General features: G+C 45.6%; 12 protein-coding genes and 1 pseudogene. 11 read left to right on the top strand and 2 right to left on the bottom strand.

The genetic code is table 11. From position 1 onward, the window contains the following. The first annotated feature begins 1,426 nt into the window (after positions 1-1,426). Positions 1,427-2,008 carry a hypothetical protein gene (locus NQH49_RS23420; RefSeq protein ID WP_256699207.1) on the top strand — a complete coding sequence of 194 codons (582 nt, stop codon included), beginning with the start codon at positions 1,427-1,429 and terminating at the stop codon, positions 2,006-2,008. Positions 2,009-2,868: 860 nt separating this feature from the next. Here NQH49_RS23420 and NQH49_RS23415 read toward each other — a convergent pair. Continuing rightward, a complete protein-coding gene (locus NQH49_RS23415; protein WP_256699205.1) occupies positions 2,869-3,168 on the bottom strand; it encodes a HigA family addiction module antitoxin in 300 nt (99 codons plus the stop codon). 708 nt (positions 3,169-3,876) lie between these two features. On the opposite strand from NQH49_RS23415, the gene NQH49_RS23410 reads away from it, so the two are divergent. The 6 genes from NQH49_RS23410 to NQH49_RS23385 all read left to right on the top strand — a co-directional run bounded on the left by NQH49_RS23410 (position 3,877) and on the right by NQH49_RS23385 (position 8,472). Then, the gene (locus NQH49_RS23410; protein ID WP_256699202.1) at positions 3,877-4,239 is read left to right on the top strand and encodes a hypothetical protein; all 363 of its coding nucleotides are present in this window, start codon (positions 3,877-3,879) and stop codon (positions 4,237-4,239) included. 101 nt (positions 4,240-4,340) lie between these two features. After that, on the top strand, positions 4,341-4,718 hold the full coding sequence (locus tag NQH49_RS23405; protein WP_256699201.1) for an Ltp family lipoprotein: 378 nt from the start codon (positions 4,341-4,343) through the stop codon (positions 4,716-4,718). A 312-nt stretch (positions 4,719-5,030) separates the two neighbouring features. Beyond that, positions 5,031-5,663, top strand: a complete 633-nt coding sequence (locus NQH49_RS23400) for a DUF2913 family protein (RefSeq protein ID WP_256699200.1) — start codon at positions 5,031-5,033, stop codon at positions 5,661-5,663. Positions 5,664-5,701: 38 nt separating this feature from the next. Next, complete coding sequence (locus NQH49_RS23395) at positions 5,702-6,973, top strand: DUF1173 family protein (protein ID WP_256699199.1); 1,272 nt, start codon at positions 5,702-5,704, stop codon at positions 6,971-6,973. 468 nt (positions 6,974-7,441) lie between these two features. Further along, positions 7,442-7,900: a helix-turn-helix domain-containing protein gene (locus tag NQH49_RS23390; RefSeq protein WP_256699197.1), complete on the top strand. Its 459-nt coding sequence runs from the start codon at positions 7,442-7,444 to the stop codon at positions 7,898-7,900. Next, on the top strand, positions 7,897-8,472 hold the full coding sequence (locus NQH49_RS23385; protein ID WP_256699195.1) for a VapC50 family PIN domain-containing toxin: 576 nt from the start codon (positions 7,897-7,899) through the stop codon (positions 8,470-8,472). Before NQH49_RS23390 ends, NQH49_RS23385 begins: the two co-directional genes overlap by 4 nt. 6 nt (positions 8,473-8,478) lie before the next feature. On the opposite strand, the gene NQH49_RS23380 is transcribed toward NQH49_RS23385, so the two are convergent. Continuing rightward, entirely contained in the window at positions 8,479-9,516 is a 1,038-nt protein-coding gene (locus NQH49_RS23380; RefSeq protein WP_256699194.1) for a tyrosine-type recombinase/integrase, read from the bottom strand. Positions 9,517-10,117: 601 nt separating this feature from the next. Here NQH49_RS23380 and NQH49_RS23375 point away from each other — a divergent pair. From NQH49_RS23375 to NQH49_RS23360, 4 genes and pseudogenes are all read left to right on the top strand, one after another. Then, positions 10,118-12,658, top strand: a complete 2,541-nt coding sequence (locus NQH49_RS23375) for a TIR domain-containing protein (RefSeq protein ID WP_256699193.1) — start codon at positions 10,118-10,120, stop codon at positions 12,656-12,658. Between the two features lie 857 nt (positions 12,659-13,515). After that, positions 13,516-14,856, top strand: coding sequence for an ISNCY family transposase (locus NQH49_RS23370; RefSeq protein WP_256699266.1), 1,341 nt, complete (start codon positions 13,516-13,518; stop codon positions 14,854-14,856). Positions 14,857-15,061: 205 nt separating this feature from the next. Further along, a pseudogene (locus NQH49_RS23365) lies at positions 15,062-16,408 on the top strand (ISNCY family transposase). A 49-nt stretch (positions 16,409-16,457) separates the two neighbouring features. After that, positions 16,458-16,853, top strand: coding sequence for a helix-turn-helix domain-containing protein (locus NQH49_RS23360; RefSeq protein ID WP_256699191.1), 396 nt, complete (start codon positions 16,458-16,460; stop codon positions 16,851-16,853). Positions 16,854-16,935 lie beyond the last annotated feature (82 nt).

Genomic DNA, 16,935 nt, shown 5'->3' with positions numbered 1-16,935 from the left:
CTCCCTATGTCATGTGCTAGGCTGCCAGCTCAACAACTACGGGATATTGAAGTTCTAGAACTAATGCCATGCTTCATGCAATCTGGGCGACTTCAAAGCGGTGAGTTAGTAGGTTTCTGGTGAATTTATCAGGAGTAATTTCAAATAGCAGATTTTTCCCTGAAGTAGTTGAAATGAGGACGAATATAGTATTCGTGCATAGTCTCGCTGGTAATCATCTCTATTTCGCGTTTCATTACTGACATCAGTATGCTCACGACTAGGCTCAAGCGCGTCGATGAGTTTTTGCTCTTGATTTTTCGCAAAAGTCTTGATTTGTTCATTGTTCATTGTTCATTGTTCATTGTTCATTGTTCATTGTTCATATTACACCTTAAATTTGGAAACCAATGAAGTAAAGCTTCGCTTTCATATTGATAATACAATGATGGGTAGTCAAGTATCCAATTGGAGATTAACTCGTTTATTTGTAATCTATAGCCTATATATCTTTCTTTTTTATTTTTTAAATCAATTTTCTATGCGCTGCGAAATAATTTTTCTTGTTTTAAATCCTATGTAATCTAGAAATTGCCCGCTTGCCCAAGGATTTAAAGTTCAAACCACACACACACCTTACGCAAGATTGTTTTTTTTCGAAAAAATATTGCAAGAACAATGTCTTAAGATAACATTGAAAGTGCATCGCCTTTTGAAAATTCAAGGAAACTCATAGGAAAATGTTAGGAATCCTATGATAAACCCTTAGGAAACTCATAGGAAAATGTTAGGAATCCTATGGTAAAACCTTAGGAAACTCATAGGAAAATGTTAGGAATCCTATGGTAAACCCTTAGGAAACTCATAGGAAAATGTTAGGAATCCTATGGTAAACCCTTAGGAAACTCATAGGAAAATAATAGGAATTCTAAGCCCCATGAATATTCAATCTATAGGTTACCGTGGCAATTCCTAAGGTTTCCTATGGTTAATCCTAAGGTTTCCTAAGGTTTCCTATAGTTAATCCTATGGGGTTCTATCTGAGATTTTTTAAGTACCTACAGAAATCCTATAGGTCACTTTGTCTGCAATTTTGTCAAGGCTTGCTGATCCAGAACTGGGGCAACGTCTAGCATTTTGGTGTGGATGTACAGTTAGATCGTTAATAATTGCTTTTTGTTTTGATTTGTCTTATTTGTATCTCGCTTAGGCTTTGCACCCTATGTGGCAGGGAAAACAATATCAGTGGAATTTCCTCTTAATAAATAGGCACTGTTAGTTCATAAGTAGCCGCAATCTGCTGTGCTTTGGATAATTTCTTTTTCAATTCCGCATGAGAGTATAAGTTATCATGGTCATCCATCCATTTCGTTAGTTTTTCACTACGATCATATGTAGTGGGGCACTCTAAATGGCGCGGTATATTCACTTTAAAAAGGGGCACAAAATGAGTTTTAAAAAGAAGAGTGGGAAAAAGGTATCAGGTGATCCAAGAAAGCGCTCGGCTACTGCAGTAAAGAAAACGCGAGTAAAGAAAACGCGAGAAGAAAGGACGCTTAAACTCCATGAATTCATCGACATGGAAAATCCACGTGATGTAAAGAATCTTAGGGAAGAAGCTATTGAAGAAAAGTCGATAGACATGGCTGAAATGTTCTGGGACTGGTATGGTGAAAAAACAGGAGCTTATAATGCTAGCAACAGCATACTTAGCTCCAGCGTCCTAGACTTTTTTGATGCACTCTTCGAATTCGGTAAAGTTGACCATGATTCAGGGCAACTGAACTATGATGATATTATTTCCTATCTCAAGGATCCGGCCAACACACTTGAACACATGGAAGCAAAATGGGATGATCTGGATGAGGAATATTTACTGAGTTATTTGAAAGAGTTCTTGAAAGTAAACGGCTATCTGGCCGATTTACACGGCTTCCTCAGCCTCGATGCATATATAGAAAAAGTTCTAGATTTTGAATATTCATTTTATGACGATGAGCCAGCTGTTTTTTCCTATCCGGAAAAGTGACAAATAGACTTTAACACGGTGAATGTCTTAAAATAAATTAATCCTGAATGTGGGGAAATGATTCCCGGAGGACTGGCATTATTTCCCACCGCGAAGTCCATGTGGATGATCGCATTTTAATTAATCATTCCCACTGTTCGGCAAAACACACAATAGTCGTCTCACCCAAGTGGTGAGGATTCATCATTTCAAGATCGTACAATATGAGAGCGGCGGCATATCGTTTTCTTTCTTAAGCAACTTCAGGCTAATATGGTATCATATCTTTTCGGAACGATTATCGACATTGATTTGGAGAGATTTATCCAGTTGCGTCTGCATTTCTTTGCTGAGTTACATATATGTTTTTTTACCGCGTCCGACTAACGTACTGCATTTTTTCATCACCTTCTCATTAAGCACTAACCAACGTGCGCTATGTGCCAGCGTCTTCAGGGGCGTGTCCGCTGTGTATGTTAGTAATAGCAGCAACTCGCCAAGTTTTATCTCTCAAAATAGCGTATCACCACTTTAGTTCCATTTTCAGAAGGGTAGGACCTGTACGATTACTGCGCCGCTGAGGTCAAGGATTGCGTAACGAAATTGTACCTCCCAGCTTCTGTATACTATTCTTACATGTATGGCGGCGGCATCGAAAGCAACTGTAAGTATCAGAGGACTTTATCAGCTTTTCTTCGAGACGCTGCTGGCGTCGGTTAAATAACAGATCGGCTTTGATGCCGTTATCAAGCACCATTTTTTAGAATTAATATATCGTGTTAACAGGAAGCAGCAACGAGCTATTAATTAAATTTATTTGTATAGCTTGCCTGCCTTAAGGTATGCCTAAAGGCACACATACTCTGCTTCTTATGTTACCGCTATGAGTTGCTACCTTGAGCAGTTGACAATGGTTTCAGTCGGGATAAATCAACTTTTTGCTTGGCATGGTACAAGCTGTAAGCATCCTGCATCCGCAGCCACCACTCTGGCGAACTGCCAATAACGTAGGACAGACGTACCGCCATTTCAGGGCTGATCGCAATCTGTTGTTTGGTTATACGCTGAAGCCTCGACGACGACACGTTGAGAGCCACTGCAACTTCATGCAGTGACAGGTTTAGCGCAGCGATATTATCCGCAACCAGTGTGCCCGGATGGGGAGGGGTATGTTGCTTCATCGGTGGAGAACCTCATAGTGAGAGCCCAATCATCCCCATCAGTACAATCGATGATGATGTGTTTATTGGTGAGTTCATTAAAAATTCCACTAGCTACTCCTTTGCTACAACTCCGCTCAGGGAAGTAATTATCATGTCTCAGTTTTGTTTCTGAATGAAGCAATATATTGGTGTAGGGTAGGGCAAATGATATGCAAGTCAGAACTGACTGAGTCAGTATTGAAGCGATAAGGATTAAGGAGTTTGAGTATAAATTTGCCTTACTACATTATAGTTACAACATACAAAATACTTTAACCATATCACCATAGGCTATTCTGAAACCGCGCGCCCCTCTCCACCCAGACCCGCACCGTACCTGGACCCCGGTTGCCCCTACTGACGAGCCCCCGCCGCCCGGCCCGGAGGGCCGGATCAGTAGTGGCTGATTAATGGGTGTTGTAACTAATTAGTTCTTCATTGCTGGTAGCTTTAGCTGCGGGTTCTTTCTTTCGTCTGCGACCATCTGGCTTCTTTGCGCCTGAAAGGCCGCTGCTTAAACGGCGGTCGGGCAGGAGGATGATCGACTGGGTGCAAAAGTCGATACTGATGCCGGTGGGCTGCTTTCTGAAAGGGGAATGACAGTAAATTGATTCAACCGATGGCTGTTAAAGGATGCTGTGAAAATGCCGATAACAGCTAAGAATTCATTTAATATCAAGGTGTAATATGAAGTTAAGGCTTGTGCTCATTTCAGCTGTAGTTATGACGCTGGCAAATTGTTCCTCTCATCAGCAACAAACATCCCCGGAAGATGCGCGCTTCCTGATGATTGAATCAGCGGCGAAAGAGTGTACCGATTATGTTCTTGATACGTCGAAAGCATCTCAGGCCAGGAATATTACAGGTAAGTATTCGCTTGATGGCGCCTACTATATTACTTCCCGTACTGATGGAGCGTTCACCCAGATCATCAGGAAAGGCATTCCTTATGCTAAATCTACTTATCTGGATAATGGTATTGAAGGCAGCGCGTGGCGTGCATGCATGAAAGGTCAGAATGCGCTCGCCCCCGAAATTGCTATTGGCTGAGCATTAACTTAACAGCCCTGGCGTAGGATATTTTCCCATTTATTCGCGACCAAGGGCTTCAAGGGCGTTTGAAGCGCCGTATGTGTTATGGAGATTTTTCAATGAATGTTTTGAAGTTCGTATTGACTGCCGCTTTGTTTGTCTCAGCGCCCACATGGGCGGGAGATTTGACTGGGCCTCAAAATAATGCCGTTAGATCTGCGAAGCAGTATCTCAGTATGATGGGCTTCTCAAGGGACGGACTTATTCATCAACTATCATCGGATGCAGGGGATGGTTTCGATATTTCTGACGCCACGGTAGCAGTGGACAGCCTGAACATTGACTGGAACCAGGAGGCGGTGAAATCTGCGAAGCAGTATCTCAATATGATGGGCTTCTCGTGCAAAGGCCTCATTAAGCAACTTTCCTCAAGTGCCGGAGACAAATACACCGTTGATCAAGCGACTTACGGAGCAAAACAGGCAGGTGGCTGCTAAAAAACGGCGTGATTCAAACGATGATTATTTCCCAAACACCGAATTCAATTGCGCCGGTGTTTGCTCCCACCACATGCTGGTTTTACTAACGTAGGATAATTTCCGCTTTCTAGGCGGCCACCATGATTGAAGCTCAGGCGCTGTCACTATTCCCACAGCAGCTACAGTAAGTGTCCTGAGTTATTATTCCGGATTAAAAGTCTGATAAGTTGATGAATTTAGAAGCTGGTAAGGTTACGATCCCTTATTAGAAGGCTTTCTGCTGCTGAGTGACTGGGTAGTATTGTTGATAATCAAGACACGTGAAAATTTATGAGAAGCTCTGACCTCTACGTTGATCATCTCGCATGGTGCGGGCTCGTTGCACTCTATATGGCTCGTAAGTACGGGGCAGTTACTTCACCCGCTGAGGAAAACCTGTTTCTGTGCAGGTGGCTGGCCACAGCAGAAAAGAAGCGCTTGTTTCGACGTGAACTGGCCAGTGACATTCGCTGGTTGCTTAAAGAGGGTAGAGAAAAAGGACTGCGGTCAGATTTACCAGGTAAGCTTGAATACCTCTGGCGCGCGAGCAGTGGAGACATCCTGGCGCAGAATGATCTCTTCCGACTGCAGCATGTCATCCACGCGATTAAGCTGACCGGCATTAACTATGGAGTTCTTACCGAAAGCGAATGGGGTGGGCGCCATGCCGTCAAACTCAGTCCTAAGGTCCCGGGCCTCTATATTAGAAGCAAAGACCTGGACACCGCATTCGACAGCAACGGATCGCAGATAAAACCACTATGTGTACGTATTACTGCTGAACCAACCGCGGTGGATTCGCTTCTTTGCCGGTCAGGCTGGCGACAGGAGGCTGACAATGAAACCCCCTTTCTGCACCGCTTTTATGCCTGTAACAAGGATGATAACGGAAACGTCGAAGGAAGCACTGGATCCAATGAGTAACGTTATTCGCTGATGCTTCACTTTTAAAGGACGATTGAATGAAGAAGACTCGGTACAGAATAATTATCCTCCGCGGTGGGGAAGAAAAATCTTATTCAGCCGAATTTCAGACTGCAGAAAAGTTTGAACAGAGCTGGCAGGGCGTTCTGAAAAAACACCACGGGAATGACGCGCTGATGCAGTGTGGCTGTCCTGGCACCGGCGACACCCGGTTCATGATTAAGCTCCGGAGAGATTCTGGCCGCTATTACGTAGCCCGCTTTGGTCATAGCGGTATAAATCACTTTCCCGAATGTATCTGGTATTCATCTGCGTCTGTTAGCGGGCGACAGTCCTACACAGAAGGTGTAGTTGAGGAAGAGCCTGACGGTACCCTCCGCGTGAAGCTTGCACTGTCTTTAAAGGAACAGGAACCCGTCGACCGCCCTGCGAGGACTGGCGCTGGGGAACCGCGGCAACGTAGTGGACGCAATCAGTCTGTCATGAAGCTGCAGGGACTTCTGAGCTTACTCTGGACCGAGGCTCAATTGAATGTCTGGTATCCGGCGATGGCCGGGAAGCGGTTCACAGGATCTGTTCACGGATGGCTTAATGCTGCAGCATCCAAGATCCGTGCGGGACGAACGAACCTCAGCGACGTTCTTTTGATCGGCGCTCAGAAAGACTCGGTACAGGAATCGTCAAATCGTAAAAAGCTTTTAGCAGCCGCTAATGAGAAAAAAAGGTTGGTTGTCATCGCCTCACTGGCCTCCTGGAGCAAGGAACGGGAGGAGGGAGTAAATAAAATCCCGGTGCGCGACTTTTTTGGTCTTCCTGAGCTGATTATCCATCAGGATCTCTGGAAAGAATCACTCATGCATCACCCTGTAGAACGTGCGGCATGGGAGCGTGGCGCCCGCATTATTGTCATCGCACTTACTGATGCTGCAAAAGGGAATAAGACTGAAGTTCAAAGAATGGCGCTGATGTACGTGAGCGAACGATGGATACCGCTCGATTCGTCCCATGAGGGCATCGTGGAGTCAAAGCTTGCTGCAGAATCACGAAGTTTTATGAAGCCTATGCGCTTTGATGCCGCTGAAGATGACGTATTTGCCGACTTTCATTTACTCGATACCAGCACCAACCATTTGCCTATGGAGATTTTTGGAATGGGAACCGGGGAATACCTGCTCAGAAAAAGTCAGAAGCAGACCTTTTATAATGAAAAATACGGTTCAGACGGTTGGTGGTACTGGGATGCCTATAGTTCACCTTCTGCTGAAGCTATGCCTCCTTTTCCTCCAGCGGGAAAAAACAGGGGCACATAAATATAAAAAACCGGACAAACCTTACTCAAATGGCTGCAAAGATGGACCTGCTCATCGAAACACAGATTACGTCACTGCAGGAATAATGAGAGACACTGTTTATATGGTGATAACACTCAGGGAAACATCATATAACTTCATCGACAACACATTAGAGGCTTGATGTAGTCAATCTAAAACAACTAAAACATTGATAAATAGTAGAATGACAAGAAAACCCTGCTGATTTCACCGCAAAATTTCTGAGCATTCTTTTTTGATAAACAAGCTCAGGTGCAGAAAACCGCTCACTCTCAATACAAACCGACACCACCCTAAACCTTAAAATTGCTGCCGGCAGTGACCCTGTAGCTGATGATGGACATGTAAACTCTCTTCATTCTCCCACCGAAAGAACGCTGAAAAAAACGGTTGTATAAAACCCCATCATTTGCGAAAATTTCGAATAATTGACCCAGGAGGTGTTTTATGGCTCAGCTTCAGAATAAGCTTCCTTCCCTGCAGGAGGCTGAACTTGCCCGGTTGTGCAGCAGAGAACTCTCAGCTGTGCTTGAAACGCGGGCTGAATCACAACAGGTATCTCTCACTGATAAACGTGGTCAGATTCACAACGTCAGTATTCCTGTCAGCGCATTACGCATGCTGGTAGATGTACTGACCGAATTAGGTGAAGGGAATGCCGTGCGCCTTGTCCCGGTAGGTGCTGAAATGACTACACAGGAGGTTGCAGATTTGCTGAATATTTCCCGGCCGACACTTATCCGTCTCCTGGACAGTGGTGAGCTGCCTTTTCACCGTACAGGCAACCGCAGAAAGATCCGCTATACGGATGCACTTACCTACCGTAATCGACTGTTAGGTCAGCGGCATGAGGCTCTTGATGAGCTCGGGGCTCTGGATCAGGAACTTGGTTTGGGGTACGAATGAGTTCAAGTTATACCGTACTGTTTGATGCATGCGTTCTTTATCCGGCACCTTTGCGTAGTTTCTTGATGTACCTTTCAGCTGGCGGGCAATTCCGAGCTCGCTGGACTGAGGACATACATGAAGAATGGATGCGCAATGTTCTCATTAACCGTACAGATCTGACCAGGACGCAACTCGAGCGTGTGCGTGCGCTTATGGACCGGCACGTTCCGGATGCTCTGGTCACCGGATACAGGTCGCTGATTGAATCGATTAAAGGTCTGCCGGATCAGGATGACCGTCACGTGGTCGCTGCGGCAATCGTTGCCCAGGCTGAAGGAATTGTCACATTTAATCTGAAAGATTTCCCTGATGATGTTCTCGCGACATGGAATCTGCGCGCCATTCATCCTGACAGCTTTATTACAGATCTGACCGAACTGGATATTACTGTGGTTCTCGATGCCGCACGCCGTCAGCGCGCCAGCCTGAAATCGCCACCATTCACTCCTGACGAGTTTCTGGACTGCCTGTTGCGCCAGCAGTTGCCTGAAACCGTTTCACGCCTGCGTCCCCTGACAGCACTGATTTAAACAGGATCATGACTGCCAGTCTTCATCCTCCATCAGTCCGACCATGGCACCGTTGTGTGCATCCACTCTGCGAATGTAACGCATCACCGTCTGCGTCTGTGTCCAGGTGCCTTCCTGCATAATCTGCGCAATGGAGACCCCTTTTCTCGCCATGTCCTGCGCGGCGCCGACCCGTGCGCTGTGGCCGCTCCAGCTGGAATAGCGTCCCTTGTTCGTTTTCAGCGGAGTCCCCGCACCCGCCTGGAGTCGGGCACGCCGCCAGATGTCTTCCAGACACGGCGCGCTCATAGGCTCGGTTGCGACTGCGGTAATTTTGTTTGACCGGTGTACGGGGCAGAACAATACCGCATCAGGTTCGCCAGCCAGACCGGCGGCGTTAATCCACGCCAACAGCCGTTCGGAAGAGCGGGCGCTGAGTGCCTTAACGATACCGCCCGACTGCAGGATGGTTTTGGTCCATCCGACGTCGAGGAGGATGCGTCCGTCGGCCGCGCGTGAGATATCCCGCACCCGCAGCCGGGATATTTCACTCATACGCAGCAACGTGCCGTAGGCCACGTGCATGAAGGCGAGGTCACGCAGATGCTGAAGCCGGGGTGAGTTTTTCCATGCCGCATCCAGGCGGTTCAGATCCGGCCGGCAGAAGGGTACCGCCTGGCCGGTGCGCTCACCTGAGACAACGGCCGTGCGGTTGATCTTCTTTCTGGCGCGCACAACGTCGGGTGAGACAGTCGGAGGGACCAGTCCTGCGTTACGGTGTAACATTGCGATAAGCGCGGCGTGCACCGCTATGGTTGAAGTAGCCCGTCCGGTGGCCTGAAGGTGAAAAAGGTAGTCCTGCAAATCCGCGGGTGACATCGGCAGGAACGACCGTTTGTTTTCCTGCGACCAGCGCCAGCAGATCCGCATCACGCTCAGCAGCTGCCGCCACGTGTTTGGCGAAAATGCCTCGCGGTGCCGGACGAACGCGGCCAGCCTCGCGGTGAGATCGTCATCGCTGCTGCCGCTAAGGGCAACACCGTTAAAACCGGAGAGTTCGCTCATGTTGCTCAGTTTTCGCCCGTTGTTGAAGCGGCAACGCTACGTGAATTCTGAGGAAAAAGCAGGGCAGTTACCCGCCAGAATTTACGTAGCGCTGCCGGAGTTCTAGCCAGCTGCGCTCAGCGCCTGTTCAGCCGGGTGGGGTCCAGGTCGCGCCGCCTCGTAAAAATGGCCACAAAGCTCAGGATCCGCCCCGGATCCTGATGATAGCGCGATTCAGCGCCGGTGTCTGGCCTTATATAATGTTAATTATATAAGGTTAGGCTTGATAGTAAGTCCCGATCAGTAGGTGAGCGCTACACCCTCTCAGTTCATAAAACACCATTATATGAAGTTGAGATTCAGTTAGACGTCCATTTACATAACCGAGGTTGGATGGCGTTATAACTGGGATTAGGAAGCCTCAAATACGACAATGAAAAGCGCTTAAGCTGTGCTTTCTGAATCGAGAATGAAAATCCTATATGTGTAAATAATTTGATGTTACGGACAAATCTTATTGATATGATATCCAGTATCAATGCTAAAGCTTTGAGGGCGGTAGCATTCTAAACTTCGACATTAGACACCTATAACCTTCTGAATTTTATGTAAAGGCAAATCAATGACACATAAGCTATTCATAAGCTACTCTCATAAAGACGAAGAATATAAAGATCAGCTTATTGAGCAACTAAAATCCTTAGAGAGACATGGATCTATAAAGATTTGGGATGACAGAAAAATTTTACCTGGCCAAGAATGGGACAAGGAAATATCAGGGAAGTTAAAAGAATCCAAAATAATTTTATTTCTTGTAAGTTCAAGTTTTACTGCATCTGATTATTGTTTTGATATCGAGGTTGCATTTGCTTTAGAAATGCATGAAAAACAAGAAGCGATTGTGATACCTATTATTATTAGAGAATGCGTATGGGATGTCACCCCTTTTTCGAAGTTACAAGCTTTACCAAAAGATGGAAAAGCAGTCACTACATGGGGTAATACTGATACAGCTTGGACGAGTGTGATAAAAGACATTGTTCGCTTAATTGAGGATATGCCTATGTTACCCAAAGAATCGTCATCAGAAGAATCTCTAAGTGAAGAAACAAAAAATTGGATTGAAGATACAGAGATAGTATTAACACATCGTTTAGTCCCTTACATAAAAAATAGCGACATATATACTTCTTGCGACCTAAAGTTAATCACAAACACTAAGAATAAAGAAAGTGAAATTGAAATAACAAATAGCAACCTTCTATTTAGAGATAAAGGGTTTTATCTTGTTTTTGGTGAGGAACAGCAGGGAAAAACCACTCTTTTAAAGCATATATATTCGCAGTTCGCTTCAAATGGGAAGTACGCCATTTATTTGAATGCAAAAGAACTAAAAAGCTCATCGGTAGAGAAAGTAGTCAACGAAGAAAAGTACAGACAGTATAAAAATATTAATGATGCCAGGTTTAATCAGTGTAAAGAGAAAGTATTATTGATCGATGGTTTCGATGATGTCAATTTGAACTCAAAGTATAGAAGTCATTTCCTTGAAGAAGCTCAGAAGGAGTTTGAACATATAATAATAACTTGTAATACAAGTTTTTTATTCGTATGCCCAGAAATACCTGAGCTTAATAGTTTTAATAAGTATGAATTATTGGGTTTTGGACATGCAAAAAGAGCAGAAATTGTTGAAAAGTGGATCTGCCTGGGCCAAGAGGAAATTATTAACGACAACCTATTATATGAAAGTCTTGACGATATTAGCGTGAAACTTGACGGGATTATAAGAAAAAATATCGTCCCCCCTAAACCTGTTTATATATTGATGTTGTTGCAAATGTTTGAGACATATTCTCAGCAGAATTTAGAAATGACGTCGCATGGTCATTGCTATCAACAATTAGTTTATCAAGCATTTGATAATGCTAAGATACCTAAGATAGAGTTTGAAAAATATCTTAATGTTCTTACTGAATTAGCATGGTACATGCATTTAAATGATTCTTCAATTCTTGAGTCAGAATTACATACATTTTTTGATAATTATCAGAGAATTTATCTGTCAGTTAATGGTGAAGAAATAATATCGAGACTGAAATCAAATTCAATTCTTCAAAGCAATAAACTTAGAATAAAATTCAAATATCCTTATTTGTTTTATTTTTTCACTGCAAAGAAAATTGCAGAGGAGTATTTACAAAATGTGGAAGTAAAAGAAAATGTCAAGCTTCTTTTAAGTGAATTACATCGTGAAGACTATGCAAACATTTTAGTTTTTGTTACGCATCATACAAAAGATTCATGGGTGCTTGAGGAAATTAAGGAAACCTTGAATGCTTTGTTTGACCAGCATGAATCAGCAACCTTGTCCAATGACCAATTGAAGTTCATGGGCGACTTTATCGCTCAAATTCCAGACTTAATAATTGAACAAAGATCGATAAAAGAAGAAAGAATAAAAAGAAAGAAAGAGTTAGATAACATTGAATTAAATTCATTAAACTCTAAGGACAAAGATGAGTTAGAGGCACCCGATATCTTATCCAACATCAACAAAAGCTTTAAAGGAATGGACATTTCTGGTCAGATAATAAGAAATAGATACGCAACATTAAAAAGAAATGACTTGCTTGATTTAGCTAACTCGGGAACGCAAACAGGACTAAGGTTTTTAAAATACTTCCTCGACTTGTCGGACACTTTAAAAAAAGAAATAGTGCAACTAATTGGCAACGCCTTGAAAGAACACCCAAATCTCACCGACGAAAGTTTGCAAAAACATGCGCAAACAGTTTTTCTACAAATGAGCTATGGTGTTATTAATGGTGTTATTAGAAAAATGGCTAGTTCAATAGGTTCTAAAGAGGCTTATGAAATATATGTTGCCCTCGAAGAAAAGATGAAAACTCCCGCAGCAAGTCTTTTAAGCCAAGCAATTGACTTACAGTATAGAAAGCATGTAGACATTAAGAGGTTAAATGATACAGTTGCTAGGTTAAACAATAACCCTGTATGCCAGCGCATTTTAAAAGAAATGGTAATACAGCATACTTACATGTTTCCTATTGGCTATAAAGAGAAGCAACAAATTTCTGAGTTACTAAAACTCACTGTAAAACAACAAATGGTTATGGATGCAAAGAAAGCGGGGAAAGGGTAAGATGAATAGTGGTACAGAACTCATTGTTGATCATTACAACAAGACATATGATTTAACATTCAACCTTTGGGAAGCTAGGAACAAGATTTTATTATGCTTGTTCTTGTGCATAGGAGTAACTGTGTTTCTTACATTTAATGTCGCAGAGGCACAGCCACTACTCATAGATATTATAACAAAATCAATTGGAATTACTGATGCCTCCAGGATTAGCGAGTTAAGAAAAAGCTTTCCTTACGGTGTTGTGCATTCAGCCCTATTGTTGATAATAATGTACTTAATCATTAATTTATATCATAGGAGTGCCTTTATACATCGTAATTATGTCTACTTATCTAAACTTGAGGAAGACATAAGGTCACGGTTATCAATTAATCAAAACTCAAAAGTTTTCTCTAGAGAAAGTGCGTTTTATGATGAAAATAAAACGTTCGCCTCAAAATATATTGGTGTTGTTTATGTGTTGGTTGTTTCCTTTTTCGTTTTAAGCTTTCTAAGTGTCAGACTATACTTAGACGTATTTAGCGCCTCAAAATTAATTATTTTTTATGATGTCGCGGTCGGTTTGGTTATTACCATTTATTTATATTCATGGGCTAAACTATCGATGTGACCGTTACGTTAATCTATGATTAACCTTTTTACTTAAATAAAGCTTCGCCACTATAGAACGAGATGTGACGGAGCTTTTCAAAATTACATTCATCAGCATGGATTATATTTAACATAATTATGATTACATGTACTGTGATTGTGAGTGCTATTTGATAATGTCACTTTTTAGCTAGTTCATAATGTCACCCAGATATGGCGCTTTTGCCACCTTTTCTGGGAGATCTCTGCTGATGCTGGTGACCATGTCGAACAAAGAACTTCACCGCCTTCCCGTCATTCAGGCTGTCATCGAAAAACGTCTGCGCCGTCGTGATGCGGCCTCCCAGCTTGATCTTACCGAGCGTCAGGTTCAGCGGCTCATGAACCGCTATCGCGAGTCCGGCGCTGTCGGGCTGACTAACGCGCGTCGCGGTCAACCAGGCAATCACCGGATTGAGGATGCATTACGCTGCCAGATACTGACGCTGCTACGTGAAAATTACGTAGGTTTCGGGCCCACACTTGCCGTAGAAAAGCTTCAGGAGCGTCACGGGATCGCTGTCTCCGTTGAGACGCTGCGATGCTGGATGATTGCTGACGGACTCTGGATCCCGCACGCTCGCCGTCAGCCCCGGATTTATCAGCCGCGCCAGCGGCGGGATTGTCTTGGCGAACTTATCCAGATCGACGGCTCTCACCATGACTGGTTCGAAGGCCGCGCACCAAAATGCTGTCTGCTGGTTTACATCGATGACGCGACCGGTCGTCTGATGCACCTGCGCTTCTGCCAGAGTGAATCGGCCTTTGATTACATGATGGCCACGCGCGATTACATCGACAAGCACGGCAAGCCGGTGGCGTTTTACAGTGATAAGCACGCGGTATTTCGCGTTAGCCAGGCAGAAACACGCCGTACCGGCATGACGCAGTTCGGACGTGCTTTGCACGACCTGAACATCGACCTTATCTGTGCCAACAGCTCGCAGGCTAAAGGCCGCGTCGAACGCGCCAATCTTACGCTTCAGGATCGGCTTGTTAAGGAGATGCGGCTCGAGAACATTTCCGGCATTGATAACGCGAATGCCTGGCTTGAGACATTCATCAGTGACTTCAACCGCCGCTTCGGCAGGCCGGCAACATATCCGAAAAACCTGCACCGCACCGTCTCGGAGAGCGGTCAGGAGCTGGACGATATCTTCGCCTGGCAGACGCTGCGTACGCTCTCAAAATCACTGACTTTTCAGTACGATAAAATTTTATATCTGGTTGAACCTACGGAGGAAAACTCACGTATTGCCGGGGAAAAAATCATTGCTTTTGATTACCCGGACGGTACGCTCGCATTCCGCCACGGCAGCAGAATTCTGGAATATCAGATGTTCGATAAGCTGGAGTGCATCAGTCAGGGGCGCATCGTTGACAATAAAAGGCTCGGCGCAGTGCTGAAGCTGGCGCAGGAAAAGCAGGATGAACTGGAAGCAGCAGGAAAAAGAAAACGCAGCCGTCATATGCCTAAAAGACGGGCGCAGGTTCAGGAACAACTCAGGGCAATCAATCCGGTTCTGGCTGATCCGTCACTTTTCAAATCCAGCCTGAAAAAATGAGCTCGCTGCCCTTTTCTCTTCATTGGCAAACAACAAAAAGTGACATTTAAAAATGGTAAATCGGGGTGACATTATCAATAGGGATAGACAGTGATTGTTACTCCAAAACGCTAATGTCGTACGGAACAATTCACAGATGTCGTCCCTGAACTAACCTTAGATCTCCTCAGGCTCAGCTCAGGATGCAGACTTTATGTTGGTGACCATGACAGATAAAGATCTATATCGGCTCGGCATCATTCAGCGCGTTCACGACCACACTCTGCTGCAGCGTGAAGCTGCGCGCCTTCTCGAACTCACCGTCCGTCAGGTTCAGCGTGTTCTGCGGCGTTATCGTGAACACGGCGCGGCATCGGTTGTATCAGAACGTCGCGGGCGTCCCGGTAACAACCGCATTCCTGACGATTTACGCTGCGCCGCTTTGCATCTGATCCGTCAACATTACGCCGATTTTGGTCCCACTTTGGCCACCGAGAAGCTTCTGGAACGACACGGCATTCCGGTTTCCGTTGAGACTGTCCGCAACTGGATGATTTCAGACGGACTCTGACGGCCTCACTCACGAAGACAGGTACACATCTATCAGCCGAGACACCGGCGCGACTGCCTCGGCAAACTGGTTCAGCTGGACGGCTCTCACCATGCCTGGTTTGAGGACCGCGCACCGAAGTGCTGCCTTCTCGTGTACGTTGACGATGCGACCGGTCGCCTTATGCACCTGCGCTTCTGTGATACAGAGTCTGCGTTCGATTATATGACGGCAACGCGTGAATACATTGATTTACATGGAAAACCTGTCGCATTCTACAGCGATAAGCACGCAGTATTTCGGGTCAACGGCACGGACGCGCGCCGCAGCGGAACCACGCAGTTTAGACGTGCGCTGCGCGATCTGAGCATTGAACTTATCTGTGCCAACAGCAGCCAGGCCAAGGGACGCGTTGAGCGCGCCAACCAGACGTTGCAGGATCGGCTGGTCAAGGAGATGCGGCTGCATAACATCAGCTCCATTAGCGAGGCTAACCGCTGGGTTGCAGGTTTTATCGATGACTTTAACCGGCGTTTTTCGCGACCGCCGAAGTATCCGAAAGATTTGCACCGTCCGGCGGATTTAGCGCCGGAAGAACTCGATGATATCTTTGCCTGGCAGGACCTGCGCAAGCTCTCAAAAGCGCTGACATTTCAGTATGATAAAATGATATATCTCATTGATCCGACAGATGAGAACAGCCGAATCGCCGGTGAAAGAGTCACAGTTTACGAGTACCCGGACGGCAGGATCGCCTTCCGGTATGGGCACAGGCTGCTGCGCTATCAGGTCTTTGATCGTCTTGCCTGTGTGGATCAGGGAGCGATCGTTGATAACAAGCGACTGGGTGCGGTTCTGAGGCTGGCACTGGAAAAGCAGGACGAACAGGAAGCCGAAGGTCAGCGTTCACGAAGTAAAAAAATGCCGCGCAGGCGGGCTCAGGAGCGTGCTCTTGAGGAGTTGCGGGCAATCAACCCAGTGCTGATCAGCCCCGAAGATTTTGTTCCCAGCCTGAAGCGCTGACGTCTTTCCCCTGCCCGGCTCACCGCCGGCAGCGATAAGAGGTGAATGCATGAATGAATTTAAACCACCTGTCCTGCTGCGTGACCAGATGCGCGCCGACCTCATCGAAGCGTATCTGGCAAGGGATATCTCCCTGGCCGACGCCGCCGAATCTATGGAGTTGAGCCGCCGGCAATGCCGTCGCCTCGTTAAGCGGTATCGCGAAGCTGGTCCGGAAGGACTGATTAACAGGCGTCGTGGTAAACCCAGTAACTGTCAGCTGAAAGACAACCTGAAAGCTCAGGTGATAAAGCTTATCCGCACCCGCTGCCGCGGCATGAGCCCTACTGGCGCATGGCGATTACTCAATGCCGGTTTTGGCCTGAGCATCTCAAAGGAAACCGTCAGAAAGTTGATGATTGCCGAAAATACGTGGGTAGCTCATCCCAGAAACACGCCCGGATAATCAGACTCTGTTCATATAAAAGATGACACTTTAACTTAGCCATGAGGGGGTGCGGACGATTTCCTGGACTCTCAGGAGATAT

Origin of the sequence: Pantoea trifolii (genome assembly GCF_024506435.1) — a bacterium.
In the GTDB taxonomy this organism is placed as follows: domain Bacteria; phylum Pseudomonadota; class Gammaproteobacteria; order Enterobacterales; family Enterobacteriaceae; genus Pantoea; species Pantoea trifolii.
The sequence above is the reverse complement of the archived record's forward strand: the minus strand, read 5'-3'. Positions and strand labels throughout refer to the sequence as shown.

Bases quoted from the DNA above. Each gene is read 5' to 3' on its own strand.
- NQH49_RS23420 (WP_256699207.1), top strand. From the start codon at position 1,427: ATGAGTTTTAAAAAGAAGAGTGGGAAAAAGGTATCAGGTGATCCAAGA.
- NQH49_RS23415 (WP_256699205.1), bottom strand. From the start codon at position 3,168: ATGAAGCAACATACCCCTCCCCATCCGGGCACACTGGTTGCGGATAAT.
- NQH49_RS23410 (WP_256699202.1), top strand. From the start codon at position 3,877: ATGAAGTTAAGGCTTGTGCTCATTTCAGCTGTAGTTATGACGCTGGCA.
- NQH49_RS23405 (WP_256699201.1), top strand. From the start codon at position 4,341: ATGAATGTTTTGAAGTTCGTATTGACTGCCGCTTTGTTTGTCTCAGCG.
- NQH49_RS23400 (WP_256699200.1), top strand. From the start codon at position 5,031: ATGAGAAGCTCTGACCTCTACGTTGATCATCTCGCATGGTGCGGGCTC.
- NQH49_RS23395 (WP_256699199.1), top strand. From the start codon at position 5,702: ATGAAGAAGACTCGGTACAGAATAATTATCCTCCGCGGTGGGGAAGAA.
- NQH49_RS23390 (WP_256699197.1), top strand. From the start codon at position 7,442: ATGGCTCAGCTTCAGAATAAGCTTCCTTCCCTGCAGGAGGCTGAACTT.
- NQH49_RS23385 (WP_256699195.1), top strand. From the start codon at position 7,897: ATGAGTTCAAGTTATACCGTACTGTTTGATGCATGCGTTCTTTATCCG.
- NQH49_RS23380 (WP_256699194.1), bottom strand. From the start codon at position 9,516: ATGAGCGAACTCTCCGGTTTTAACGGTGTTGCCCTTAGCGGCAGCAGC.
- NQH49_RS23375 (WP_256699193.1), top strand. From the start codon at position 10,118: ATGACACATAAGCTATTCATAAGCTACTCTCATAAAGACGAAGAATAT.
- NQH49_RS23370 (WP_256699266.1), top strand. From the start codon at position 13,516: ATGTCGAACAAAGAACTTCACCGCCTTCCCGTCATTCAGGCTGTCATC.
- NQH49_RS23360 (WP_256699191.1), top strand. From the start codon at position 16,458: ATGAATGAATTTAAACCACCTGTCCTGCTGCGTGACCAGATGCGCGCC.